The organism is Pseudomonas sp. NPDC089428, from assembly GCF_044749325.1.
In the GTDB taxonomy this organism is placed as follows: Bacteria; Pseudomonadota; Gammaproteobacteria; order Pseudomonadales; family Pseudomonadaceae; genus Aquipseudomonas.
Genome location: NZ_JBIVHT010000007.1, coordinates 111,717 through 137,296 on the forward strand (window position 1 = coordinate 111,717; position 25,580 = coordinate 137,296).

General features: G+C 58.4%; 25 protein-coding genes and 1 pseudogene. 10 read left to right on the forward strand and 16 right to left on the reverse strand.

Annotated elements, in window-relative coordinates; all coding sequences use genetic code 11:
* Nucleotides 1–116 precede the first annotated feature (116 nt).
* Entirely contained in the window at nucleotides 117–347 is a 231-nt protein-coding gene (locus tag ACIPZ5_RS15250; protein ID WP_019470410.1) for an AlpA family transcriptional regulator, read from the reverse strand.
* Between the two features lie 594 nt (nucleotides 348–941).
* On the opposite strand from ACIPZ5_RS15250, the gene ACIPZ5_RS15255 reads away from it, so the two are divergent.
* Entirely contained in the window at nucleotides 942–1,838 is an 897-nt protein-coding gene (locus ACIPZ5_RS15255; RefSeq protein ID WP_400809460.1) for a hypothetical protein, read from the forward strand.
* Nucleotides 1,839–2,533: 695 nt separating this feature from the next.
* Nucleotides 2,534–4,363, forward strand: a complete 1,830-nt coding sequence (locus tag ACIPZ5_RS15260) for a DUF6538 domain-containing protein (protein ID WP_400809461.1) — start codon at nucleotides 2,534–2,536, stop codon at nucleotides 4,361–4,363.
* A 23-nt stretch (nucleotides 4,364–4,386) separates the two neighbouring features.
* Here the strand turns inward: ACIPZ5_RS15260 and ACIPZ5_RS15265 are convergent, their stop codons facing one another.
* Entirely contained in the window at nucleotides 4,387–4,572 is a 186-nt protein-coding gene (locus ACIPZ5_RS15265; RefSeq protein ID WP_400809462.1) for a hypothetical protein, read from the reverse strand.
* A gap of 696 nt (nucleotides 4,573–5,268) precedes the next feature.
* Here ACIPZ5_RS15265 and ACIPZ5_RS15270 point away from each other — a divergent pair.
* The 3 genes from ACIPZ5_RS15270 to ACIPZ5_RS15280 all read left to right on the forward strand — a co-directional run bounded on the left by ACIPZ5_RS15270 (nucleotide 5,269) and on the right by ACIPZ5_RS15280 (nucleotide 7,581).
* Complete coding sequence (locus tag ACIPZ5_RS15270; RefSeq protein WP_400809464.1) at nucleotides 5,269–5,829, forward strand: recombinase family protein; 561 nt, start codon at nucleotides 5,269–5,271, stop codon at nucleotides 5,827–5,829.
* Between the two features lie 13 nt (nucleotides 5,830–5,842).
* On the forward strand, nucleotides 5,843–6,493 hold the full coding sequence (locus ACIPZ5_RS15275) for a helix-turn-helix domain-containing protein (protein ID WP_400809465.1): 651 nt from the start codon (nucleotides 5,843–5,845) through the stop codon (nucleotides 6,491–6,493).
* 113 nt (nucleotides 6,494–6,606) lie between these two features.
* Nucleotides 6,607–7,581 (forward strand): hypothetical protein, encoded by a 975-nt coding sequence (locus tag ACIPZ5_RS15280; protein WP_400809467.1) that lies wholly within the window; start codon nucleotides 6,607–6,609, stop codon nucleotides 7,579–7,581.
* Nucleotides 7,582–7,896: 315 nt separating this feature from the next.
* Here ACIPZ5_RS15280 and ACIPZ5_RS15285 read toward each other — a convergent pair whose 3' ends face one another.
* The 3 genes from ACIPZ5_RS15285 to ACIPZ5_RS15295 all read right to left on the reverse strand — a co-directional run bounded on the left by ACIPZ5_RS15285 (nucleotide 7,897) and on the right by ACIPZ5_RS15295 (nucleotide 9,321).
* A complete protein-coding gene (locus ACIPZ5_RS15285) occupies nucleotides 7,897–8,193 on the reverse strand; it encodes a hypothetical protein (protein ID WP_400809470.1) in 297 nt (98 codons plus the stop codon).
* Nucleotides 8,194–8,394: 201 nt separating this feature from the next.
* Complete coding sequence (locus ACIPZ5_RS15290; RefSeq protein WP_400809472.1) at nucleotides 8,395–8,772, reverse strand: hypothetical protein; 378 nt, start codon at nucleotides 8,770–8,772, stop codon at nucleotides 8,395–8,397.
* Nucleotides 8,773–9,084: 312 nt separating this feature from the next.
* On the reverse strand, nucleotides 9,085–9,321 hold the full coding sequence (locus ACIPZ5_RS15295; protein WP_247721917.1) for a hypothetical protein: 237 nt from the start codon (nucleotides 9,319–9,321) through the stop codon (nucleotides 9,085–9,087).
* A 168-nt stretch (nucleotides 9,322–9,489) separates the two neighbouring features.
* Here ACIPZ5_RS15295 and ACIPZ5_RS15300 point away from each other — a divergent pair.
* The 4 genes and pseudogenes from ACIPZ5_RS15300 to ACIPZ5_RS15315 all read left to right on the forward strand — a co-directional run.
* Nucleotides 9,490–9,819: pseudogene (locus ACIPZ5_RS15300) on the forward strand (arsenical resistance protein ArsH); the annotation flags it as partial.
* Between the two features lie 674 nt (nucleotides 9,820–10,493).
* Nucleotides 10,494–10,721: a helix-turn-helix domain-containing protein gene (locus ACIPZ5_RS15305; protein ID WP_400809475.1), complete on the forward strand. Its 228-nt coding sequence runs from the start codon at nucleotides 10,494–10,496 to the stop codon at nucleotides 10,719–10,721.
* Nucleotides 10,722–11,371: 650 nt separating this feature from the next.
* The gene (locus ACIPZ5_RS15310; protein ID WP_343599380.1) at nucleotides 11,372–11,614 is read left to right on the forward strand and encodes a hypothetical protein; all 243 of its coding nucleotides are present in this window, start codon (nucleotides 11,372–11,374) and stop codon (nucleotides 11,612–11,614) included.
* Between the two features lie 62 nt (nucleotides 11,615–11,676).
* Nucleotides 11,677–11,946: a DUF3077 domain-containing protein gene (locus tag ACIPZ5_RS15315; RefSeq protein ID WP_343599382.1), complete on the forward strand. Its 270-nt coding sequence runs from the start codon at nucleotides 11,677–11,679 to the stop codon at nucleotides 11,944–11,946.
* 64 nt (nucleotides 11,947–12,010) lie between these two features.
* Here ACIPZ5_RS15315 and ACIPZ5_RS15320 read toward each other — a convergent pair whose 3' ends face one another.
* The 8 genes from ACIPZ5_RS15320 to ACIPZ5_RS15355 form a co-directional block, all read right to left on the reverse strand.
* A complete protein-coding gene (locus ACIPZ5_RS15320; protein ID WP_400809478.1) occupies nucleotides 12,011–12,874 on the reverse strand; it encodes a GyrI-like domain-containing protein in 864 nt (287 codons plus the stop codon).
* 158 nt (nucleotides 12,875–13,032) lie between these two features.
* Entirely contained in the window at nucleotides 13,033–14,982 is a 1,950-nt protein-coding gene (locus ACIPZ5_RS15325; protein WP_400809480.1) for a response regulator, read from the reverse strand.
* Nucleotides 14,972–15,835, reverse strand: coding sequence for a sensor histidine kinase (locus tag ACIPZ5_RS15330; protein ID WP_400809482.1), 864 nt, complete (start codon nucleotides 15,833–15,835; stop codon nucleotides 14,972–14,974). The genes ACIPZ5_RS15325 and ACIPZ5_RS15330 overlap by 11 nt, the downstream gene beginning before the upstream one ends.
* The gene (locus ACIPZ5_RS15335; RefSeq protein ID WP_400809485.1) at nucleotides 15,828–16,838 is read right to left on the reverse strand and encodes an ATP-binding protein; all 1,011 of its coding nucleotides are present in this window, start codon (nucleotides 16,836–16,838) and stop codon (nucleotides 15,828–15,830) included. Before ACIPZ5_RS15335 ends, ACIPZ5_RS15330 begins: the two co-directional genes overlap by 8 nt.
* The gene (locus ACIPZ5_RS15340; RefSeq protein WP_261941662.1) at nucleotides 16,835–17,239 is read right to left on the reverse strand and encodes an anti-sigma regulatory factor; all 405 of its coding nucleotides are present in this window, start codon (nucleotides 17,237–17,239) and stop codon (nucleotides 16,835–16,837) included. The genes ACIPZ5_RS15335 and ACIPZ5_RS15340 overlap by 4 nt, the downstream gene beginning before the upstream one ends.
* Entirely contained in the window at nucleotides 17,236–17,598 is a 363-nt protein-coding gene (locus ACIPZ5_RS15345; RefSeq protein ID WP_343599389.1) for an STAS domain-containing protein, read from the reverse strand. The genes ACIPZ5_RS15340 and ACIPZ5_RS15345 overlap by 4 nt, the downstream gene beginning before the upstream one ends.
* 3 nt (nucleotides 17,599–17,601) lie before the next feature.
* The gene (locus ACIPZ5_RS15350; RefSeq protein WP_400809488.1) at nucleotides 17,602–18,453 is read right to left on the reverse strand and encodes an STAS domain-containing protein; all 852 of its coding nucleotides are present in this window, start codon (nucleotides 18,451–18,453) and stop codon (nucleotides 17,602–17,604) included.
* Nucleotides 18,454–18,573: 120 nt separating this feature from the next.
* Complete coding sequence (locus tag ACIPZ5_RS15355) at nucleotides 18,574–20,100, reverse strand: MFS transporter (protein WP_400809490.1); 1,527 nt, start codon at nucleotides 20,098–20,100, stop codon at nucleotides 18,574–18,576.
* A 252-nt stretch (nucleotides 20,101–20,352) separates the two neighbouring features.
* Here ACIPZ5_RS15355 and ACIPZ5_RS15360 point away from each other — a divergent pair, with 252 nt between their 5' ends.
* Nucleotides 20,353–21,222: a LysR family transcriptional regulator gene (locus tag ACIPZ5_RS15360; protein ID WP_400809493.1), complete on the forward strand. Its 870-nt coding sequence runs from the start codon at nucleotides 20,353–20,355 to the stop codon at nucleotides 21,220–21,222.
* 7 nt (nucleotides 21,223–21,229) lie between these two features.
* On the opposite strand, the gene ACIPZ5_RS15365 is transcribed toward ACIPZ5_RS15360, so the two are convergent.
* From ACIPZ5_RS15365 to ACIPZ5_RS15375, 3 genes are all read right to left on the reverse strand, one after another.
* Nucleotides 21,230–22,273, reverse strand: coding sequence for a PDDEXK nuclease domain-containing protein (locus ACIPZ5_RS15365; RefSeq protein WP_343599397.1), 1,044 nt, complete (start codon nucleotides 22,271–22,273; stop codon nucleotides 21,230–21,232).
* 143 nt (nucleotides 22,274–22,416) lie between these two features.
* Entirely contained in the window at nucleotides 22,417–23,808 is a 1,392-nt protein-coding gene (gabP, locus tag ACIPZ5_RS15370) for a GABA permease (RefSeq protein ID WP_261941667.1), read from the reverse strand.
* 365 nt (nucleotides 23,809–24,173) lie between these two features.
* Nucleotides 24,174–25,517 (reverse strand): MFS transporter, encoded by a 1,344-nt coding sequence (locus tag ACIPZ5_RS15375; protein ID WP_400809496.1) that lies wholly within the window; start codon nucleotides 25,515–25,517, stop codon nucleotides 24,174–24,176.
* Between the last annotated feature and the right edge of the window lie 63 nt (nucleotides 25,518–25,580).

Here is a 25,580-nt window from a genome sequence, read left to right on the forward strand (position 1 = left end):
CTGCCGAGAGGTTTGCTAAATCGAATCCAGGGAGAGTTAGCTGAGAACTCATACTCTTCCAAAGCGGCATAAACGCCATGACCAGCCGTAGCTGGTCATGACGCAAATAGTCAACTCTAGTTGGCCACACTCCGTTGGCCAGCGGAGCGCACCGCAGCCCCCTCTGCCAGATCACGCTCCCCGATCCTAGCCAGGATCCAGTCATACACCTCGCGGTCGATCCAACCAACGCAGCGGTCCCCCAGCGACACCGGTTTCGGGAAGTTACCTTCCGCAATGTATTTGTAGATGGTAGACCGGGCAAGGCCGGTCGAATCGATAACTTCTTTCAGGCGGACGATCCTCATGAACGGGCTCCTAGTATTCGCTCACAGGATTGGTTTGTCCTGTAAGAAAATACTGCGCATGCCTAGCTGGGCATGACAGAAGCTGATGCCAGTACGCATCTCGCACTAGCATCACATGCAAAAGGATTCACTAGCCTTCGTCCGTTGAGCCTACATTCTCATTCCACGCATCGCCCCCTCCGGAGCAACGGGACAGCCAACTTTGCAGTTTGCTGACTTGAGACTACGCGCGCCCGCGCTAACCGAGAATCGAATCCCCCAGTCCGCCTACAACTGCAAGTGGAAAACGGCCTATGCCGCCTAGCATTCGCCGCAAAACTAAAAGGCTACTCCCACGTCAGGGGGATGATAATCCTTTAGTCCTAAGATCTCACACAAAGAAAACGCAGTGCTCACCCACTCACCCCCAGCATTCTAGGCGCAAAACGACAAAATCGAAATCATAGAAGATTCCTAGAATTATCTATAAATAAACTTAGAATTGAAATTGAAATTTCATAGGCGGTGCATAGGATGCATATAGAACCTGCTAGAATCACTCCACCAATAAATAGTTTTTTTATTTTTACTTACAGATACCAATAGATTTAAACTATGAACCGGAAAGATGACTTTGTCCTGGCGGATGACTGGAATGATGAGCTGGCCATGCTACTCGAGGACGTGCGGAACGATCCTCGCCGGGACATTTGGCTATGGCTATACCTTGTTATTTATGAGAACGCTGACCTCCCATTCGAATCCTGCAATGGGTCGACTATGCGAGGCCAAATCGCCCGCCTTCTGGAAAGGAGGCGTTCCATTCTCAGGCGACTAGGGTCACTTAAAGACCAGTTTCTCGTCTTAGCTGAACGAATAAACTGGATAGATCAGAGCGAACGACAATACCTCTGGTTGCGACCCAGAGTTGAAAGACTGACGACAGGGAAAAATCATCCGGGACTACCCCGGGGGCTAGTTCATCTAACCGGCAGGAGTCGTCTCATCGCTATGCTGGATATTTGGAATATCAACATTGCGGAGAAAGCTAAACAAATCGATTCCCTTCGCAATGAATGGCTACAGCACAAAGCAAAAGACAGTGATTTCGGATGGTTTGAAGATAAAAACGAAGGCCACTTACGCTGTAAATGCGCTTGGGACTGGCTGAAAAAAAATCGTTTACCCCCACATTCACTAGCCACCCCCATAACGAACCACACAGAACTAATTACATTCTTCGATCACGCGGAATTTGGCCCCACCGAGCAGAAAGCCATCATCAAGGCGATCAAGCAGTTGTGGAGCCGAAGACAGTTCGATGTGCGCGCGGTAGACAAGAAGCAGGTTAATGTCATGCTGGCAAAAACCGCCATCAACCTACTTGACGAGCTCGCAGAAAAGCACAAACTGAAACGAGCTCAAGTCCTTGAGCGGTTGATAACAATGGAATCCGAGGGTGGGGGATATTTAGTAGACAACCCTTACCCCCCTAAGGAAACTCCGAAATAGTTACTCAGCAGTCGGCGATGAGCGGAGTCTTGACTCAGTCAGGCTAGGCCTCCAAATGCCTTGACGCCGAAACCAACGCTTAGCACCCGCGCAGTCAACAATTGCCGCCGTACGATCCACAGAGTCCACAGCGCAAACAGTGTGGTCAGTTGCGCCGTGTTGTCGGCCACTCCACGAAAGCGGGTTGCGACCGCCCTCAGCTTTCGGGTAGTACGGCTCGGTCAACGCCACCTATTCTCTCTACGGCAATACCTGCTCCATTTCGACCAGGAAACGCTCACGGTGGGTTTGCTCGCGCTTTCGGCGTACTAAAAATGGGAAAAGCTCATCTGACTCATGGGTGGCGCTTGTTAAGGGTGCTGGACGGCACCTCAGCCCAGGTCATCTGACCTGTGCAGACTGTCCACAGATTCCTTAAGAGAAAGCAAGAGTAGGGATGCTACTCGACACCTGCCTTCCCATCTGCGCCGTTAACCTGATACTTGCGGTATTCCAAACGGTATTCCAAAGACATCTTCAAACAAAAAATAACCTTTAAAATCAATTTATTATGAAAACTATTCAGATTACCCCGGCTCCACCACCTTCCTTACACAAGCCCCATTTTATGGGGCTTTGTGCCATCTGGGCCTTGCATTTCTGCCGGTGTGCCACTGAGGTGTCACATTCCCGTGGGGCATCACTCGGTGCCTAGCATGAAACCATCTCCTTCCTACCTGACGCTTAACCGTCACGGAACGTTCTACTTCCGTATTGTCATCCCCAGCTCTCTGCGTATGCTGTTTAGTGGACAGCGCGAGATCAGACGAACCCTGAAAACCGACAGCCGTCGCTTGGCCCAAAAACGAGCACGGCAGTTTGTAGCGAGGTTTGAGTCAGCTTTTGACAAGGTGGTTAGCGTGATAGAACGAGATGAGCTTGGCCTTTCTGAAGCCGATTACAAAGAGATTCTGGAACTGCTTCCTGCGATGGAGCGCCTTCCTGATTTCTCTAGCCCTAAGGATGACAGCAAACCCGCTGATCCAATCCTTTCGAACGAAGAGTTAGAAACTCGCCAACGCCGGAGAGAGGTGGCACGACTCCTGACTGGGGCCTATGGCCGTCAGATTCCGCACGAGCATGAGGCATTGGCGAAGCAGTTACTGGAGCTTTCCCAACCCTACCTAGCAACCGAACTACGGGCGGTCCTACCGAAGCTTCGGGATGAATTGGTGCTCCGCAAGCTCGCTCCAGTAGGTGGCCATGCCGATGCAGAAGAAAAGCGCCAGCCGTTACCAAGCCATGATCCAGCAATGGCTGACTGGACGCTTTATAAGGTGTGGGAGCACCAGTTGGCACGAGACAGGGCTGACACCTCGTCGAGGGGTGGGCAGGCGAACCATGGCGGCACCCTGGAGGAAAGAGAGCGCCGAGCCAGGGTTATGACCGTCCTCACCCAGCACAAGCCCGTATGCAAGCTGAGCAAACAGGACTGGCAAGCTGCTTACGATGCTGCTCGTAGGATGAAAGCTGGCGCTACCGCCACCATAGCACCATCGCCAACCCCGCTTGATCAGCTTCTAACTGAAGACCCGGAGCAGATGACTGGGCACGAGCGCGTATCAGCACTCATCGGCTCCATGAAGCAACTTCAACAGTATGCTCGCTTCCTAGACTTGACCACCATCAAAGCTGACGACTTGATCATCAAACCAGTCGAGGAGAGGAAGACAAAGCGTAGCCGCGATGGCACCGCCTTCACCGACGCTGACATTGAGGCAATTTTCTCCGGGTACATCTATAACGGCCCAGCCCCAGCCGAGCGAACCAAGGCCTACCCATTTTGGTTCTGGCTTCCTTTGGTGGGTTATTTCACAGGCGCTCGAACAAATGAGATCGCACAACTCGACACTGCCGACGTCAAGAATGTGGACGGCCACCCGTGCTTCGATTTCTGTGCCGATGACATAGAGGTGCCCGAGGCGAAACGGATCAAGACCGACGAGGCGCGGCTAGTACCAATTCATCCCCGCCTATTAGAGCTAGGATTTCTTGAGTATGTGAACGGCCAGCGACAAGCAAAACAGAAGAAACTGTTTGGTGACGGCCTCACCTACCTGCCCCCAAGAGATGACGAAACTGAACACAACAAAGAAGGCTGGGCCAAGAGTGCGGGCAAGTTCTTCAACGAAAAGCCCAGAGGCTATCTGGTTACTATTGGCGTCCACGCACCCCATGACGGTAAAAGCATCTACTCATTCCGGCACACGTTAGAAACGAATCTAGCCAATGCCCAACGTGATGGCATGCCCGTACACCAGTCAACCGTCGATGCTATCACCGGCCATGCACCTGTTACCGTCGCAGGCAGACACTATGATATGGGTGCGACAATACAACAGATGCTCGCTGCCCTGACGCTGTTGCCGATCCCATCAGCTATTCAGCGGCTCACCAGCTACCAAGTCGACTTTGTTGATCGGTTTGGGAGCGTACTCACTAACGGCATCGCAAGCCATCGTCGTAAACATCCTAGAACCGTGTAGACGCACTCTCAGGCTCAGGTGACTTACCCCCTGAGCCCTCGCTGCTTCATATATTCAGCCGCCTGCCCGCTGTCGATGAAATCAAACGCAAACTCCTTAGCAAGCAGCAAGCTTCCGTATTTTTTCGCCCCTTGAACATCATCAATAACGAGCCTGTGGCCACCTGGAACAGGGATGACCACAACGCTCAAATTATCCTGCTTGATCATGTGTCGGTCGCCATCACTGCTCCATCTGGAAGAGGTGATGAACCGCCTCAGCCGGCCTAACCGCTTGCGATACTCAGTGGCCTCTTGCGTGCCAGTCAAATTGTCGCAGCAGTTAGTGCCCACTCCTATCTGCTCCCAATGCTCATGCTGCACGTAGTGCACATACCGGATGGGCGTATCGCAGAGCTCACAGTTTCCGAAGAGGTCCCCTAAATCATCTTCACCAACGTATTCCCAACCGGTATTCGGCCTAATCTCACCATGCTCCCGAGCATGACACCCCCGGCAGAGGGTCTCACAGTCAATAGTGTCGTACTCCCACGGCTTACGCCCCCAGACATAGCGCTTATGGTGAACCTGCAATACAACGCCGTCCAACCTCGACCGACCGCAGCTCACGCATTCGCCACCATCGAGCTCTATCACCTGCTCCCGGAACTCCGCCCATTTCTTGTCCGCGTAAAGGTTTGCCATTCCCCACCCCTTCGATCCTCCGGTTAAAGTGCCCCAAGGGCGAACGCGACTCAAGCATGAGCAACGGCCAATAATGAACAACACTGAAAATAACGGCTCATCAAACGACCGTTAGATGACACCCTTGCTGCACGTCAGATACGGGTATCAACAAATACGGGTTTACAAGTTGATGAGACCATGTAAATATGATCCCACCCTTGATGATACCGAGATCACGCAATGAGTCGCCTTTTTGGATATGGCCGAGTCAGCACGACGGAGCAGCATACAGATAACCAGCTCGTTGCCCTCAATGCGAAGGGTTTCGATATTCAACCTAACCGTTGGTTCTCGGAACAGATCAGCGGCGGTGTCCCTGCGCTCCAGCGTCCACAGTTCTCCCGGATGGCTGAACGCATGGAGAAGGGCGATACCCTCATAGTGCTCAAGCTGGACCGCTTAGGGCGTGATGTTCAAGACGTGCTGGCTACTGTCGAACGCCTCGCTGTTGATGGCATCCATGTGCGCTCCCTCGACTTAGATGGCGTAGACCTTACCAGCGCCGCCGGCAAGCTCCAGCTCACAGTTCTCGCCGCTGTAGCGGCCTTTGAGCGTGACCGGATTCGAGAGCGGACGAAAGAGGGCCTGGCACGCTCCACTAAGAAAGCAGGACGCCCCGTAGCGGTAGACACCACAAAGGCTGTACAGCAGCTCAAGGCCGATGGCATGACTCAAGCCGAAGTAACCAAAAAACTGAATATCAGCCTCCCTACCGTCAAACGCCATTGGAATAAATCCTAAGAGGAGATGCGTGATGCCAGGCAAGAAGAAGACCCCGGACCAAGCTGCTCAGGCAGTCATACTACGCGAAGCTGGCTTTACGCTTCCGGCAATAGCAAGCAGGCTGAATATCAGCGTGAGTACGACGCAGCGAATTCTCAAATCAAACAAGGCTGTTGCAGGGGCGTCCACGCAAGCGCTCATTGAAAAGGCTCGTGAGGAGCTACTCACAGCGGCATTTTCATTGGACGCTGTACAGCAAACAGCAGCTTCGCTGGTGGTTGACGAGCTGGCGCTCAATCAGCAAATCCGGATCAAGCTTGCGAGCGCTCTCGAAATTCTCGACCCGAGCAACCCAATTGTTTTCCGTTCGCTTGCCGCAGCATCCACAGCACTCAAGCTGACGCAGGATGTGACACGACGAGCCCTCCCCCTAGAAAAGCTCAACCAGGCCCTCAATGTTGAAGAGCTCCCGGAGCTGAAAATACACATCATGAATGATGCTGACGTCGCCGAGATGCGCGCACAACAGCGGCTAGAGGAGGCTGAACTAGAAGGGGATCTTCAAGGCATTGAGGATGAGTTGGAGACATTGCGCTGGCTCGACAGCAGACGCTTAGAACAGCTACAACAGCATGATGATGACGTCATCACCGAAGGCTCTGACCTAATCTTGCCCGGATGATGACCGGGTAGGTGTCAAATCCTTAGAACGCGGTGTAAGTATTCAACCCACTGGCCTCATCCAGTAGATCACAATTTTGAAAATCGCCCTCAATGAGGGGCTGAGAGTCCGTTATGAGCACGAAACGCGAAATCGCCCCCTCCCCTACCTTGGAGCAGGGTCGCCTCTCAGAGGAGCTAGCAGACAGCATTACCACGCCTTTTTCCCTAGCTGCCCACGACGCGGACAATTCCTACCCTCCTCCGCCTCCAAAGCAAAAAGCCGTAAAAACACGACCTATCAAACATCCCGCAACCGCAGGAGCGGCGGTGCATGCGAAGGAAATCGCCATGCACAAGAGAAGTATATTAACGAATGACTCTCCCCATCTCCCTGCACGAGGGATGAGAGCCAAGACTCTCCTCAATCAACCTATCCCCAGTGAGACCAATCTGAAGCCTTGGAAACAAGCTGACGAGTTTACGAAGCTTGCATCAGCAGCAACCCCTTTGTACTGGATGGCGAAAAGCAGAGACTGGGAGCTCAAGACATTCACTCTCATCCTTAGCAAGGAGCTCAGCGACCGCATCGACAATGGTGACAAGACCGCACTGCAATACATCCGGGATCAGCTCACTCGCCTCATTCCAAAAGCACTTGCTGCTGGCGCAGAGTTTTTGTATGGCATCGAAAAAGCGCCAGCAGCCCTTGCTGATGAAACCAGCCGGAGACGATGGCACCTGCATGGTCTGATCATCGGACCAGCCGGATTCTCCGCTACGGGGAACACACCTCTTCGCATGGCCCTGCAAGCCATCAAAGGAGAGGCAGATTCTGACCTGATGTTCCAGGCGCCCGGTGAACAGATTGAGCGAGACCCGCGACACTCTGCGATTCGGTGGAGCTTCTACGCTGCAAAAAATGGCTTGTCGGTACAGATCGACCCGGATTTGGCTAGCGCCTACGACCTGCCACCCGGCAAGCAGACCTTTATTTCCGCTCGATTGAAGCGTGAAGCTCAACGCTGGCATGAGGGCCGGATTGCTGGAATGCCTTTCCATAAACTGAGACAGCAAGCACCCGCTGGCCTGTATCAACCGATTGAATGAACAGCCTGAATGAGTCAAGGCCTTTCTAACTCACGTTTGGAGAAGCTGACTCAGTCGCTATAACCTCGTCATAGTCGCTATCTGCATAATCCTCGTCACAGATCTGCTTAGCTTTCTGCGAAGGTGAAGCGCTTCTGCCTGGAAGATTCCCATGAGCAACGTCGCGTACGCTTAAGTTTGATCAGATCGCAGCCTCGCAGCTCGTATCGATGACCATTCGGTTAAGATTCAAATAGCGGAAAAATCCCGTGATTTAGCTCTATTCGATCTGGCCATCGACAGCAAGCTACGAGCCTTCGATTTGACTTGAGGGCCTCACTGACATGCTACGGATCGGTTGCCCACGTGGTGGCCTGCCGCAAGGTGCCGTGCGCGTCCCACACCCCAAGCCAATGCTCTAGTCATGGATTCGCCCGGACGGGAATCGAAAGCTTCTTCGTGAAGGGCCATGCCGGTGCTTGCGTACACACCGATGAACATCTGTGTATTGCCCGTTCTTGACAGCCGCACCTGCACATCAATTGTCGTGCCGTCGTCCAAAGCCTCGTCATGAGTCCGATGGTGCAGCGTAGGTTCAGCCCAGTTCCAAAATACATCGCCGCGAATGCGCATGTCGGTCTCCTCCGACGCAATCTTGCGTGTCTTGTCCACCATAGCGCAGTAGGGCATTTGCGCAACGGTTATTAGTGCTGCTTGGAAGGAAAGGGACTAGCGGATTAATTCTTGTACATGAATTGAAATGTGTACAAGTTTTTCTCCTGCTATTAATTCAATCACGGCTCACCTATTTAATTTACAATCGCTTCTTTAATGTTAATGCAGCTCATGGAATTCGGCATTGTTGCTGCTTAGCGGTACTGTTAATTGTTCAAGTTCTTCCTTGAGGGCAGCGAGACGGATTTCCAGATGGGCAATACTATTGGCTATTGACTGGATAAGCTCAAGGCCGGTTGGGTCATTCCTATTATCGCTAGCAGGAGTGCTGGAGGTGAAAAATTCCTGGCTATTAGTTTTGCTGGTGGTTGAGGGTGTGTTGAGCCACAACTTCATCGCCTGGTATGAGGGGCGCCCCTTGGTCTTGCAGAAATTACTTAGGGGGACACGAGAATTTAAATACTCATCAATAAGCTTTTTGCGTTCTTCTTGGTTGTACCGCTTCGCTTGTTTAGCGGCAGTCAGCTTGCTAGCCATTTTCAAATCTCCATTCAACGCACCAGGGCGGCAGGCCTCTGGGGCTGGATCGCTGGGCCTTGATGCTTTGTGGCGCTGCTGGCTAAACAATCCAGTGGAGGAGGATTGTGGCCAGGCCGACTCCTATCAGCGACCCTACAAAAATAAAAAGTAATTCTAGGGGTGGCGTAGGATTGCCCATATCAACTGCGCCTCCGAAAACTCATAGGCCATGCAAATGAATAAAAGGCCAGCGGCAATTGCAATAGCGCCATAATATATGTCGATCTTGTCCGCGGGTGGAGTCATGGCACTAGCCCCCTTAAGTTTTTATTATTCCGTCCGCATTACAGGAAATAACTCGGAAGGATTGCGCGAGTTGTTTATCATCTTCTCGCATTCTTCTATAGCTTTCGCTCTGTTAGGGAAGCCCCGCTTTAATCTTATTTTTTCTTGATTGTCATAAATGTCGAATCCCCCAGAGCTTGTAGCGGCGTAAAAACGATTTCCTATTTGAAAGGATTCATTCTCGATAGGTACTGCTGGAACGATAACGAATCTTGGTTGCATTTTGCCATCTCCCCATTACCAAGAGCTAGTAATAGTCAAGCTAATGTCTGCACGCAAGAATATTCGCAGTAAATTTTTGAGGAACCTTTATGCGTATTGTTTTGACTTATTGCTCTAATTTTTCGATTCATTGAGCGGGTGACGGCCGTGACGTAGCAGACCAACGACCCCTTGGCGCTGGAAGCGGTTCGCCCCACCCAAGGTTAAACCTTGGCAGTCATGCGGCGGCTCGCAGTTGTTCAACGTAGTCACCCAGCTGCGTGTCCTTGGCCGCTGGAGGCGGATGTTCACCATGCCGAACCAGTCCTCGGCACCCAAGACCTATCTGGAATTCGACGACGCTGGGGAATGAAGCCTTCGCCGTACAACGCCCGCGTGGAGGATATTAAGGCGGAGCTGGTGAAATTCACCGTGCAGCTGCGTGACCGCCAGGAATTTCTGGTGGATCGCTATTCGGAGCGTAAGGAAAACGCCGAGAAGCTATCTGCTCAGGTGAACAACGATCGACCTGAAGCCATGCCCGAAATGTCAGCTATGGGTCGATTCCGCCGGTCAAGACGTACCCGTGCGCTGGTCACATCCGATGTAAAAGGCTGGTCAAGTCGAATGCAAACAGGTTGTCAGGTGAGATGCAAACGCTTGGTCAAGTCAGGTGCAATTTCCCACGTAGGGGCTACTGCAAGGTGAAATCATCCAAAGCCCGGATGTCTCGCTTCGCATCTCCAACTTGCCACTCACAAACACGCTTCTGACGCTCCAGGTCTTCAGCTTTAGGAGACGGGATGCTTTTTATCCCTAGCCGTCCTATCACCTCTCCTTGGCGCTCGATCCTACGAATCAATGCACGCGCCTTTGTCTGATCGACTCCAGGGTAAACACTGAGGGCGTCCCGGAGTGATGTTAGGTACTCCGCACGCAGATCCTGGCGATCGCATTCAATCAAACCACCGAGATTTTGGCCCGAGCGTTCCACAATATCTGAGACTGCCTTTTTGGCTGTCGCCGACGGGGCGGACACAGCGCCGTGCGAAAAAAATGCACATGCCACGATGGATAGAACTATTGCTGAAAACCTATGCATCCGAATCCCTTCATCGATTTCTACCCGGGATGGGCAAACGCGCTAACTCTAGTATGTAGAATCGGAGTATGCAACGGACGACATTGGGCGCATGCCCATACCCTCCAGCCAATGTCATCTCGTTAGAGTTTTCGCCGCAAATGTGAAGCGCCGACGTCTAGAGCTCGGCATCTCCCAAGAAGAGCTAGCTGAGCGTGCCGGGGTGCACCGCACGTACATTGGAATGTTGGAGCGCAGCGAAAAGAACGCGACGCTTTACAGCATTGAGCGGCTCGCAAGAGCACTACAGGTCCCGCCGTCAGACCTTTTGGTCGATTAATCCCTACGATTTCCCTACCTCACCTGAATGACCTGTGCCCCTTGCTCGGTGCGTTGGATGCCGGTTCAACTCCCTATCGAGCATTTTTGCATGAGTCCCCTTGCGAATTTGATGGCGTGAACGTATGTTGGAGTTATGACTTCAACCGCCTGCACTGGGGTGTGACACTGCCCACAAGGCACCAGGGCTTTTCGCTTGGTTTCAAAGGAGTTGAGGGAAGCGGGAAGGAAAGGTAGTTTCTCCCCCCGGCTCCACCAAATCCAAAAAAAAAGACGCCCTTGGGCGTCTTTTTTTGTGTCTGAAATAATCCGAACTCTGCCGTAAGGGCGTTACAGATTGTTTCGAAATGCAGCGAAAAATCAGATTTGACCCCTTTCTTGTAGGCCATTTCCCAAAGATACTCTCTGCCCCAGTTTTCCGTTGCCGTCCGTTTTTTTGGGTTCTAGTCTCGGTGGGTCGTTGCACATCAACGGCATGACTTTGACAGGTCGCAACGGTAAACAACAAAACGGTTCGTCGTTATGGCGGCTGTGCGTGCGGGCACGCTTGCGTGCGCCGGAACTTGTTGTTTCCGCCGGTCTGTCAACCCGCGTACAGCTGCCACCCTCTGTTTGACAGCAGAAGGTGACGGCCCTGAAATGGAAGCAATCATGTTGAAGATAGTCCCCGATCCACCCCACCTCCTCCACTCCCTGGAAGACACGCTGATGATGGCCGCCGACTACGCGTTATGCGCCGAAGCCGTCGCCCAGCAAGCAATGCTGATGCAGCCAAAGTCACCTGTGTCGCTGCTGATCATGACGTCAATGCACGAGCTCGACAGCTTGCGCAGATTGCTCGAAACGGCGCTGGCCCAGATCCAGACGCCCGCCGATCCGCAGACACTGCACTGATCCGCATCACGATCCGCCTGGCCTGCCAGGCCAGGCATCTATGACCTCAGGGAGATCAAACTATGCCCACCGAAGAAAACAGATTCACCGTCGGCCAAACCACCTTCTTCCAAGGTGAAAACCAGACCCACCCACTGTTTCGCATTGAAGCCGGCATCCCTTGCCAGGCCGCCCGCGAACAGGCCTCTGAACTGATGGGCTACGCTCGCGACCTGTCCATCGACGGGCTGATGGAGGACAAACCTCAGTTGCTCTGGGCCTCGCACTACCTCTGCGCCCTGGCCAAAGCCCTGCTGGATGACGCCGAACTCGGCATGATGAAGCAGCCATGACCTCAGCCCATTCCCGCAGCCATCTGTGGGAGCGGCCCTGTGCAGCGCTTGACGGCGCTCCGCGCTACTGCAGCGGGATATAGATATCCGTCTGCCACTCGTCCAGCGGCGTCTCAGGAAAGACGCTCAGATAGTGAAAGAACAGCGGGTGGTCACGGAGTTCTTCGTTGCTGCCCGGCAGCCAGTCGCGATAGATCGGATAGATGCTCTCGCCGATGTGATCAGGCGAGCCGATGTGGCGCACGACCACACAACGGCCACCGGGAATGATCAGCTCGCGGACGCCGCAGTCGTTCGGCGCCACTGTCCCGTCGATCTCGCCGCAGATATCAAAGCGAAATTCTTCTGCCGGCGTTGTGTCGGGGTTGCCATATGGAATGCCGAAGGTGCGGCTCGCGCCTACCGGTGACTGCCCGCTGCCCATGCGCCACTGGATGAACTGGCGCACGCTCGTGTCGAGCAGTGCGGGAGAGCCGCTGTGTTCAAGGGCGGCGACCCGCACTTCGGCGAAATCGACGATACGTACCTGCATGGTAATGCTCCTGGAAAAGTGGGGAACAGTGAACACCGCATGCCAGGTCTGCCAGTTCGGCTGCCGTCTAAAGGCGCTGGGTGCCATGCCGAAGTCCCTTCGAAACGCCCGGCTGAATGCCTCGGGGCTGTCGAAGCCGGCTTCGAGCGAGGCGTCCAACACCGAGCATTGCGAAGCGGACGCCAAACGATGCGCTGCGCGCCGTAAGCGCATCAGCTGCACATAACGTGCAACCGGCACCCCCACATAGGCGGTGAACTGCCGATGGAAGTGAAACGCCGAAAAATGCGCCACCTCGCTCAGCGTGTTCACCGAGAGGTCACCCTCAAGATGGCCATCGATGTAAGCAAGCACGGCATCGAAGCGTTTGGCGTAGACAGTCGGAATATCGGGCACCGGGCGCAAGCTCCTGGTTATGCGGTCAGCGACAGGATCACCCAATGCGGTGAAGGCGTGCCTAGCAGGACTTGCTCAGTTTACGCCTGTGGCAGACCGTACCCCCCTGATATCGTGGCGACCGTTGATGGGGGTATGCGTACGCCGGAACTGAGGCTTTACCCTCGCCCTGCTGCCATCGCCAGCCTGACTTTCTCCAACAACTCACCCAAGCGGAATGGCTTCACCAGCATATCCATCCCTACCCCCAGAAACGCCTGCCGGTCCAGCGCCTCATCGGCATACCCGGTCATGAACAAAACTGGCAACCCGGGCCTGAAGGTCCTGGCCATGTCCGCCAACTCGCGCCCACTCAAGGTCGGCAACCCCACATCGGTCAACAGCAAATCCGGCCCTGGCTCTTGCCGCAACTGTTCAAGCGCTTCATCAATGGTCGATGCCAATGTGCAGCGGTACCCCGCGTCGGCCAGCGCTTCGGCCACCGACAAGCGCACCGAAGCCATGTCCTCGACAATCAGCACACGCTCACCATTGCCCTGGGCATCTTCTGCTACCTGACGGTGCGGGGCCACAGCGCAATCACCCGTCGCGGGCAACATCAGGGTTACGTCGGTCCCCTCGCCCAGCACACTGTGCAACGCCACGTGACCACCCGACTGGCGGGCAAAACCGTAGATGGTCGACAGCCCCAGGCCCGTACCCTGCCCCACCGGCTTGGTGGTGAAGAAAGGGTCGAACACCTTGTCCAGTAGCGCCGCGTCGATCCCGCAGCCATCGTCACGCACCGTCACCGAGACATAAGGCCCGTCACGCAGGTTTGGGTCGCCCTGGACCCGCGCCGTGCAGGTGGTGACCCAGATATGCCCGCCCTTGGGCAAGGCATCGCGGGCATTGATCACCAGGTTGAGCACGGCGCTTTCCAGCTGCACCGGGTCCACCAGGGCTATGGCTGACTGCTCGGACAGATCCAGGTTGAGGGTGATGCGTTCGCCAATGGTCCGCGTCAACAGAACCTCCAGCGAGCGGATGTGCTGGTTGACATCCACCGGCCGAGTATCCAGCGGTTGCTGACGGGCGAAGGCAAGCAAGCGGTGAGTCAGCACGGCAGCGCTGCTGGCGGAACCCAGCGCGGCCTCGATGTACTTGGGGACATTTTCCGTTCGGCCTTCGGTGACACGCTTGCGAATCAGCTCAAGGCTGGTGATCACACCGGTCAGCAGGTTGTTGAAGTCGTGGGCGATGCCCCCGGTGAGGCTGCCCAAGGCATCCATCTTCTGCAGTTGCAACAGCTGGGCTTCGGTGCGGGCATGTTCCGCCACCTCCTTGGCCAGCTGTGTGGTGGCATCGTCCAGCCGGGCCAGGTGAAAGCGCTCGCGATGGCGATGCTCGGTCACATCCTCGACCAAGACCAGGCACAGACCGGGGGTACGGTAAGGCGACAGCTGCCACTCGGTGTCGCGGGGCTGGCCGTGCACCAGCATGCCCAACTGGCCCTTCCAGCGCTCGCCCGAGTCGATGTGCTGGCGCAGTGCGCACAGCGCGGCGTCCTGCTGGCTGGCAAAGCATTCACGCAAGTATTCGGGGTGGCGATTGTCCTGCACCAGCTGGACAAAAGCATTGTTGCACTCATGCACCTTGAGCTCGGCATCGAGCACCGCGATAGGCGCCGACACGCTGCGGAAAATCTCCTGAAAGCGCGCCTCGCTCTCGCGCAGCGCCCGTTCGCTGTCGCGCACGCGCAGCAGGGTGCGCAGGGTGGCCAGCAAGACATCCGGGTCCACCGGGTGAATCAGGTAAGCATCGGCGCCGGCGTTCAGGCCGGTGATGATGTCGCCGCTCTGGATCGACGCCGCCGACACGTGGATCACCGGCAGCAAGGCGGTGCTGGCATCCTCGCGCAGCTGGCGCACAATGTCGAAACCGCTCATGTCGGGCAGGTTGACGTCGAGGATGAGCGCATCCACCCGCTGCTCTCGGATCAGCGCCAGCCCTTCACCGCCGGTACCGGCCTCGAGCACCTCATAGCCATGTACACCCAGGCGCCGACGCAAGGCGTAGCGGGTGGCCGCGTTGTCGTCGACGATCAGCAGGCGCACATCAGGTTTCATCGGGGTTCTCCTGGGCCAGGGCCAGCGGGATGATCACGAAGAAGCAGGAGCCAATCCCTGGTTCGCTGGTCACGCCCACTTCACCGCCCAGCAGCGTGGCAAAGCGCTTGCACAGCGAAAGGCCCAGGCCGGTGCCGCGCAGGCGCTTCTGCAGCGGCGAGTCGACCTGGGCGAAATCCTCGAACAAGGTGTACAACAGCCCGGACGGGATGCCGATGCCGGTGTCGCTGACGGCGAAGCAGATCTTGTCTTCGCCCTGTAGTCGGGCAGATACCCGCACCTCCCCGCGAGAGGTGAACTTCACGGCGTTGGAGATGAAGTTGCGCAGGATTTGCGCGAGCTTCTTGTCATCGGTGTACAGCCTTGGCAAGCCGACCGGTTCTTCGAAGATAAGGTCTACCGCGCTGGCGTCGACAATCGGCCGGAACATGCCACGCAGCGCCGCGAACAGGTCGAGCATGTCGAACCAGGCCGGCGAGATGGTGATGCGCCCGGCCTCGATCTTGGCCAGGTCGAGCAGGTCGTCGACCATGTCCGACAGCTCGCGGGTAGCGGTGCTGACGAACGCGACCTGACGGTGCTGCTCTTCCGACAAGGGGCCATCCAGTTCGTCGGCCAGCAGGCTGGTGATGCTCAGGATCGAGCCCAGCGGTGTGCGGAACTCGTGGCTCATGTAGGACAGGAAGCGGCTTTTCAGGTCCGATGCCTGGCGCAGTTGTTCGGCCTGGATATCCAGCTCGGCATACAACGCCAGCACGCCCTGGTTGGTTTCGTCGAGTTCAGCGCGCAGCGCTTGGTTTTCGGCGAGCAGGCGGGCGACCAGTGCCGCCTGCTCGGTCAGGGGTTCAGCCATGGGTGGGCTCCAGGTCGACGACCAGCACCGTCACATCATCCCGCCCACGGCAGAAATCACGGTGCAGCACGGTCGCGATCACGGCCGGGTGGCGATGCACCAGGCCAGGGTAGTCTTGAAGGTTCCAGCGCGATTGCAGGCCGTCGCTGTACAGAATGAGCAGGTTGCCATTCACCTGAGCGTAGTCGAAGGCTTGCGCCTTGCGGTACTGGCCGCCGACGATGCCCGGCAGCGAGGCCAGGCCACGCATCTGGGTGCCTTGGATCAGGCTGGCGCCGATATTGCCGATGCCGCTGAAAGTCAGGCGGTTCTTGCTGGCATCATGCTGGGCGATCGCCACGGCACCACCGCGGGTGCCGACCATCGCCTGATGCAGGCGGCCGACCAGCAGCAGCGGGTCGATGAATGCATCGGCGGCAAAGGCCGCAGCGCCTGCCTGCGCGGCTGTTTCGGCGTCTGTCCCGTGGCCCAGGCCATCGACCAGCAACGCGCTGAGGCGGTTGCCGTCGATCGCTACGTGCCAGGTGTCGCCACAGGCCGGGTCGTCATGCAAGGCGTGATGGCTCACGCCGATTCGCACGTCGAGGGCTGCGGCCTGGCGCCGGTACAAGCGCGCCATGATCACCGAACCACGCGCATCGGTGTGCACGTCGAACACCTGGGCCAGGCGTGCTATGGCACCAAGGCCGATGCCCTGGGTGCCGCCGGTGGAATAACCGTCGGCCAGGCAAAGCGCGGTATCGAAGCCCTGCGCGCGGTCAACCGCCAGCAGTTCGATACCGCAGTCGTGGGCGCCGGGCACCGCGCGCAAGTGCAGTTCGCCGCGCTGCGCATGCTTGAGTACGTTGCTGCTGAGCTCGGTGGCGAGCAGCGCCACGCGGCCGGCGTCCTCGCCATCGAAACCTTGCTGCTCGGCCAGTTTCTGCGCCACGCGTCGGGCGTGACCGACCTGACTGCTGTCTTCGAGTGGCAGCACCAGCGTACGGCTGGCGTGGATGTTCATGCCCATCGTGTAATCGTCACCCGTGTGCCCTCGCCGGGAGCGGTATCCAGTTCGAACTCATCGACCAGGCGCCGGGCACCGGTCAGTCCGAGGCCGAGACCGTTGCCGGAGGTCCAGCCGTCGGTCAGCGCCAGGTTGATATCGGGGATGCCGGGGCCTTCATCGCGGAACACCAGGCGCAAGCCGGTGCGCCCTCCCTCTTCCAGAACCTGCCAGTCCATATCGCCACCACCGCCGTACACCACGGTGTTGCGGGCCAGCTCGCTCACGGCGGTGACCAGCTTGGTCAGGTCGACCAGGCGCATACCGCACTCACCGGCCAGCTTGCGGGCCAGCTGGCGGGCCAGCACCACATCCTGCTCGATACGCACCGGCAGGCTGCCACTGTCTTGGGCACTCATACACGCCTCACTGTCTGGCGAAGCCGCTGCATGCCACGCTCGACGTTCAGCGCAGTACTCACGCCCGGCAAGGTGAGGCCCAGCTCGACCAGGGTGATGGCCACGGCCGGCTGCATGCCCACCAACATCACTTGGGCATCCATCAGCCGCGACAGGCTGGCGATGTCGGCGATCATCCGACCGATGAACGAGTCGACCATGTCGAGTGCAGAAATATCCATCAACAGGCCACGGGCCGAGGTGCTGCTGATGCGGTCGGTAAGGTCGTCCTGCAGGCGCATGGCCAGCTCGTCATGCATGTCGACCTGGATGGTCACCAGCAGGAATTCACCCATTTGCAGGATTGGTATGCGGTCCATGGCCTATACCCGCTCGGCCAGGCTCACACCCAGGCGCGACAGGGCCAGCTTCAAGGCGTCGGCAAGATTGGCCTTGGTGGTCAGCGTGCCCAGGTCGAGCCCCAGGTGCACAATGGTCTGGGCGATCTGTGGGCGCACGCCACTGATGATGCAATCGGCGCCCATCAGGCGGATCGCGGTGACCGTCTTGAGCAGGTGCTGGGCCACCAGGGTGTCGACGGTCGGCACACCGGTGATGTCGATGATGGCGATTTCCGAGCCCGTGTCGACGATGCGTTGCAGCAGCGACTCCATCACGGTCTGGCTGCGTTGCGAGTCCAAGGTACCGATCAACGGCAATGCCAGCACACCGTCCCACAGCTTCACCACCGGTGTGGACAGCTCCAGCAGCTCTTCCTGCTGGCGCTTGATCACCGCTTCGCGCGTCTTTTGGTAGGTGCGGATAGTGTGCATGCCCAAGTTGTCGAGCAGTTCGGAGATGCCCCATAGCTGCTCGGCCAAGCGTGCGGGTTCGTTGCTGTAGTGGGCCTGCAGCAAGCCGAACAGCGGGCCCTTGAGGGCGAAGATGAAATACACCGTCTGGTGCGAGTCATGCCCCAGCTGGGCCCGGCTGGCAGAGAGTTTTTCCAGGAACCGGCGGATTTCGTCCCACCCTGCTGCGCCAACGTTGTTGCCACTGTCTGTTTGCAGGCCGTCGGTCAACAGCTGGAGGAACTCGCGGGTTTCCTGGCTGAGCGTCTGTTCCTTGATGTTGCGCGTGGCGCCGCTGGCTTCCAGGCTTGAAATCCATTCATTGAGCAATTGTGCCTGATTGGTCTTGATCGCTTCCAACGTGCTGCCGTGCAGTGCTGCCATGTGCCTTTCGCTCCTGTGCGTTAAGGCCGGTATCCCCATGTCATCGCCGGCCTGCAGAAAGTGACATCCGCGCTTTCAAATAGTTGTGGGGCACAGGAAAGATAGTTCCAATAAGCCACCTTAGCGCGCGGTTTGCAGCGCAGTGCGGGGCAACGGGCGGCTCAATAGCGCGCCGACCACCACGGCGAATACCAGTGCTGCGCAGCCAGCACACAGCAGCATCGCCTGGAACCCGCCCATGAAGGCCTGCAGGACGAGTGGTGCGATAACTTGGCGCAGGCCCGGTTCGACCCCTGCCAGTGCTGCTGGCATATCACCTGCGGCGACGCGTGTGGCCATGGCGGCGACATTGCCCAGCTGCTCGGGCGCCACCTGCTGCAGCGCTTGTCGCAACAATTGCTCGCCACGGGTGGCCAGTACACCACCGAAAATGCCGATGGCGAGCACAATGGCGCCAAACCGGGTGGTGGTGCTCAGCCCGGAAGCCATCCCCGTACGCTCCCGCGGCACACAAGCCATGATGTTCTTCTGCGTATCCCCATTCAGCAGCCCGGCCCCCGCGCCCAACACCAGGCTGGCCAAGGCAAATGCCACATACCCCCCGACACCAACAGCCCAGGCACACAGCAGATTCCCCACCCCCACCAACACCAGCCCCAAGGCAAACACCTGAGCCGGGCTCAACCACACAGCCAAGCGCATCCCCCAGCGCGGCGCCAGCAACATGGCCACGGCAAACGGCAGCATCCCCGCCCCTGCCGCCAGCGCCGGCAGCTGCAGCCCGTTCTGCAGATACAACGGCAACAACGTCATCATCACTTGCGCACAGGCGGCATACGCGAACATCCCCAGCAAGGCCCCGATGAAGCGCCCGCTGCGCATCAGTTGCAGGTCGATCATCGGCCGTTCCTGGCTGCGTTCGACCATGATGAACAGCCCCATCAGGAACGCGCTGATCAGCAGGCGCCCGAGCGTATCGACGCTGGTCCAGCCCACCTGATTGGCCTCGATCATCGCCCAGATCAGGCAGCCCAGGCTGCCGGCGAAGGTCAGGCTGCCCATCGGGTCGAGCCGTGCGGCAGCGCTGTCGCGAGACTCTTCGATACTGCGCAGCACCATCAGCGCCAGCACCGCCACCAGTGGCAAGTTGATGTAGAAGATCCAGCGCCAGCCGAGGGTGCTGGCGATCACGCCGCCGAGCAATGGCGCGAAGGTGATGGTCGCGCCCATGCAGGCGCCCCAGAACGCCCAGGCACGCAGGCGTTCCTGCGGTTCGTGGAAGCGGTGGCCGATGGCGGCCAGGGCCGAGGTCAGCAGCATTGCCGCGCCCACGCCTTTGGCTGCCCGGGCCAAGTCGAGGAATAGCAGGCTGGGGGCGGCACCGCAGGCGAGCGAAGCAACGCCGAACACGGCCAGGCCGACCAGCAGCATGCGCTGGCGGCCGAAGCGGTCGGCCAGGCTGCCGGCGGGCAGCAGACAGGCGGCGAAGGCCAGCAGGTAGGCGCTGACCACCCATTCGATATCGGCGAACGAGCCGGAGAGGTCGCGGGCGATGCTGGGCAGGCTGACGGCGACGATGTTGGTGTCGAGGATGATCAGGGCACAGACCAGGGAGGCGGTGAGCAGGGTGAAGCGTGCAGAGGGCATGGATAGGCTCCGGGGGCGAGCGGGTTGGTTGGCCTGTGAGATCGCCGGGGCTGCTTTGCAGCCCATCGCCGGCAAGCGCGGCTCCCACAGGTACAGCGCCGCCCTCGGGTCTTGCACTGTACCTGTGGGAGCCGCGCTTGCCGGCGATGGACCGCGCAGCGGTCCCCTGCATGTTGGACTCACCTTAATGCCTTCGGCTCCGAAGCTTGTTAGCCTCAAGGGACCGCTTCATTAGCTTGCAGGTAACACCGCATGGAAATTCGTCATTTCCGTTACTTCCTCTGTGTCGCCCGCCACGGGCACTTCACCCGTGCCGCCGAGCAGCTGGGCATCGCCCCGCCCACCCTCAGCCGGCAGATCCAGGACATGGAGCGCGAGCTGGGCGTGCGGCTGTTCGAGCGCAATCAGCGCGAAGTGAACCTCACCGCCGCCGGGCAGGCGCTGCTGGTTGAAGCTGAGCAGGCGGTGCGCCAGTTCGATGCCGCGCAGCTGGGCGCGCAGCGTGCCGGGCGGGGTGAAAGCGGGCGTATCGAACTGGGCTACGTGGCGTCGGCGGCGTACTCGGGCATGTTGCAGCGGCAGGTGGTCAGCTTCAGCGATGAACACCCCGGGGTGCGCCTGAACATTCGTGAACTGCCCATGGCCGAGCTGCCGGGCATGGTTCGCGATGGCCTGCTCGACCTGGCCTATGTGCGCTCGCCGATGAAGCTGCCGGAAGCACTGGAAGCCATCGCCTTGCACCAGGAGGGTTTCGTGCTCGCCCTACCCGCCAGCTCACGGATCAACGAACTGCAGCAGATTCCGGCGGCGCGCCTGGCAAACGAGACGTTCATTCTGCCCGAGCAGATTTCCGGCACGCTGGAGGCGGCGGCACAGGGTGGCTTTGTCCCACGCCTGGGGCCGCAACCGGGCAGCCTGGTGGCGGTGATTACCTTGGTGTCGCTGGGGCAAGGGATCGCAGTGGTGCCCGAGTCGGTGGTGCAGCGCATCAGCCTGCCGCAGGTGAACTACCGGCGGATTGCCGATTGCCAGGCCAGCTCGTGGTTGAGCCTGGTGCACAGGCGCTTCGAGAAGGCGCCAGCGGTCGCGCGTTACATCGAAGGTGTGAAACCTGGCATTTGACCCGAGCTCACGTGCCCTCTTCAGGAGCAGCACCCAAGGCATAGAACTCGTGCAACTTGGCCTGCAGCAGAGCCTTGTCTGGCAAGCGTGTCTGGTATTCCGCAATCAAAGCAGGAGACAAGCTGCGGTTGAGCGCGTATTCGACCACTTCGTCGTCCTTGCTGGCACACAGCAATACACCGATGGCCGGGTTTTCATGAGGCTTGCGCTCATTGCGATCCAGGGCTTCAAGATAGAAATCGAGCTTGCCCAAGTATTCCGGCTCAAAGCGACCGACCTTGAGCTCGATCGCCACCAGGCAATTGAGACCTCGATGGAAGAACAGCAAGTCCAGTGCGAAGTCACGGCCGCCGACCTGTAACGGGTATTGGGACCCAACGAAGCAGAAGTCCCGGCCCAGTTCGATGAGGAACTCTTTCAGCCGATCCATCAATGCACAATGCAGATCAGCTTCGGCATGGCATCCAGGCAGACCAAGGAATTCAACCATGTAAGCATCCCGGAATATTCCTATGGCTGCAGGGCAATGCTGCCGTAGAGCCGCCGACGCCTTGGCCGGAGTCGCAACGCTGCGCTCAAAGAGCGAGGCTTTGACCTGCCGCTCCAATTCTCGACTTGACCATTTTTCCTGGATTGCCATGCGCAGGTAGAACTCACGCTCCTGTGGCAGCTTGCTCTGGCTGAGGATCGTCAGGTTATGGGTCCACGGTAATTGTCTCAGCAGTGCTGAGACTTTCTCGTCGTGACGATAAGCCTCATAGAATTGGCGCATACGGAACAGATTGGGTCGTGTAAAACCCCGCAGCCCAGGCTGCGTTTGAGCAAGATGTGTGGCCAGCTGACTGACCACCGAATCACCCCACTCCGCTTGCTCAAGCTTGCGACTGATATAGCCCCCCACCTGCCAGTACAAATCGATCAACTGACTGTTGACCGCTTGTACTGCCCGCTGCCGGGCCCCGTGAATCAACGCCAGCACTTCCTCGAAACGGTCATCCTTTACCGACGAAGAGGCGACTGGCGCTTTGGGGTCTTGTTGTTTTGCGCTCATGCTTGGACTCCCTGTATGAATTGCGCAGGAAGTCTACCTCCACCAACCCACCCTCCAGCGGCCGGCAGTACCGATCAAGTGTTTCAAAAAGCAAAGGGCACCCATCCACTGGTGCCCTTGCCCTTGTTGCAAGGTGAACTCAATCACCCCATCGACCGCGCCCCCACCATTTGCGCGTGGCCCCGCGAGGTGACGATCCCCAGGAAGGAAATCACGATCGCCAGGCCCAAGGTCGAACTCACTTCCGCCCGGTGCTCAGGCGTGTACATCATCACCGCCAGCGCACCGGCGATGAAGACGATCACTGCCCAGGTCAGGTACGGGAACAGCCACATGCGGAACTTCAACTCGGTATTCTCGCGCTCCAGGCGGCGGCGCATGCGCAGCTGGGAGATGGCGATGACCATGTACACCAGCAGCGCGATGGCGCCAGAGCTGGCCAGCAGGAACTCGAACACGCCCTTGGGTGCGAAGTAGTTGAGGATGGCGATGGCGGCGCCGATCAGGGTGCTGCCGAACACCGCGGCGCGTGGCACACCGACCTTGGAGGTCTTGTTGAGAAACGCCGGGGCGTCGCCGCGCTTGGCCAGCGAGTACATCATCCGCGAGGCGATGTAGATCGACGAGTTCATGCAGCTGGTCACCGCCACCAGCACCACCAGATCGACCATGAAGGCCGCGTTGGGGATGTTCATGATTTCCAGTGCGCGCTGGTACGAACCCACCACCGCCAGCTGCGGGTCGTTCCACGGCACCACCGAGATGATCACGAAGATCGACAGGATGTAGAAGGTGCTGATCCGCCAGATCACCGAACGGGTGGCCTTGGCAATGTTGCGCGACGGGTCGCTGGATTCGGAGGCGGCGATGGTCACGGCCTCGGTGCCGATGAAGCTGAACATCACAGTGATGAACGCACCGATCACTGCCGACCAGCCTTTCGGCACAAAGCCGCCATGCTCGGCCATCAGCCCGCTCAAGCCGCTGACTTCGCGGTTGGGCAGCCAGCCCATCAGCGCGGCGAAGCCCAGGCCGATGAAACCGAGAATTGCCGTGACCTTGAGGATGGCGAACCAGAACTCGAACTCGCCGTACTTGGCCACGCTGAACAGGTTGGTGCCTGCCAGCAACAGCACCGAGGCAAGGGCGAAGATCCAGCTGGGGATATCGGGGAACCAGGCGTTGAGCACATGCCCCGCCGCCAGCGCTTCGATCGGGATCACCAACACCCAGAACCACCAGTACAACCAGCCGATGGTATAGCCGGCCCAGCGGCCGATGGCCTGGTCCGCGTAGGTGGAGAACGATCCGGTGTCCGGGTGTGCAACGGCCATTTCTCCGAGCATGCGCATGACCAGTACCACCAGGGTGCCGGCCACGAAATACGAAAGAATGGTGGCTGGCCCGGCCGCCGCAATGGCGTGCCCGGAGCCGACGAAAAGTCCTGCGCCGATGATGCCGGCGATGGACAGCATCGTTACATGACGTGGCTTGAAACCTTGTGCAAGGTTGCCATCAGATCCCACGGTGTTCATTGATGTTGTTCTCTTTTTGCTGACACAAGGAAGGACGGGCAGGCGTAGGCGAAAATATCTCCTTTCAAATCAATAAGTCGACACGTTGCTGGTGCTCTGTTGTTGATCTTTGGCACGCGTCACAGAGCAAGATGCCGGTGCGGTTCGGGCTTCATTTAAGCCCCGCGAGGCTGTGGGAAATTACACGAGAACGCCTCGGAACTGTTCGATCACGACAGCGCATTTCCATAAACGCCAGATCTCGCGAACGGCTTGTCCAATCACGCCAGCAGGCCGTCTGAAGCTTTCGCAATTCAATTGGGTGGGTTTGTCGCATGCACAAAAAAGCCCCGGTCACCCAGGGCCTCTGTTGCTCAGGCGTCTGCCTACGCCTGCCCGGTACGCTCGAAGCGCCTGGCCAGCAACAGGTAAGCGAAGATTCCCAGCACGCCATGGGCGGCCACGAACCAGAGTGCGTTGTGGAACGAGCCCGTGCTGGCGACCACGTAGCCGATCACCAGCGGGGTGACGATGCCGGCGATGTTGCCGATGCCGTTGAACACGCCGCCACACAGCCCGATCATCTTCTTCGGCGCCACATCCGACAACACCGCCCAGCCCACCGCCGCCAGGCCCTTGCCGAAGAAGGCCAGGGTCATCAGCGCGATCACCGCCGCATTGCCCTCCACATAGTTGGCCAGCACCAGACTGGTAGACAGCGCCATGCCGATTACGAACGGGGTCTTGCGCGCCTTGGACGGGTGCACGCCGCGGCGGATCAGGCAGTCCGAGACGAAGCCGCCGAGGATGCCGCCGGTGAAACCGCAGATGGCCGGCAGCGCGGCGACCCAGCCGGCCTCCATGATGGTCATGCCACGGCCCTTGATCAGGTAGATCGGGAACCAGGTGATGAAGAAGTAGGTAAGCGCGGTGATGCAGTACTGGCCCAGGTACACCGCCCACAGGTTGCGGCTGGTGAACAGCTGTGCGATCTCGGCGCGGGTCGGTTTGCTCCTGGCCGTCTTGCGTTCCTTTTCCAGGTCGACCAGCGCACCGCCTTCGCGCATGTAGTCCAGCTCTTCGCGGCTCAACCCCGGCGCGCTGTGCGGCTCGTGATAAAGCCGGAACCACACCACGCTCAGCACCAGCCCCAGCACGCCCATCCAGATGAACACCTGCTCCCAGCTCAGGGTGTGGGTCATCCATGCCATCAGCGGGGTGAACAGCACCACGGCCATGTACTGCGCCGAGTTGAACAGGGCCGAGGCTGTGCCGCGTTCACGGGTGGGGAACCAGCAACTGACGATGCGCGAGTTGGCCGGGAACGCCGGTGACTCCACCAGGCCGAGCATGAAGCGCATGGAAAACAGCGACACTGCCGCCGAAGCACCGGCCAGCCCCAGCCAGCCGACCGTGCCCTGCAGCAGGGTGAACAGTGACCAGAGAATCAGGCTGATGCCATAGACCCGGCGTGCGCCGAAACGGTCGAGCAGCCAGCCGCCAGGGACCTGGCCCAGGGCGTAGGCCCAGGCGAAGGCCGAGAAGATCATGCCCAGCATCACAGGGTCGAGGCCCAGGTCTTTCAATACCTCGGTGCCGGTGATCGACAGGGTGGCGCGGTCGGCGTAGTTGATGACGGTGATGACGAAGATCAGCGCCAGGACCAGGAAGCGATGGCGACCGATCCCGGCCACGGCCTGCGATGCGGCGACGGCGGATTTGCTGTTCATGTGGACCCTCTTGCTTCTCGGTGGAAGCGATTGTTCTTGTGCGGAGAAGGTGTGGCTCTTGGG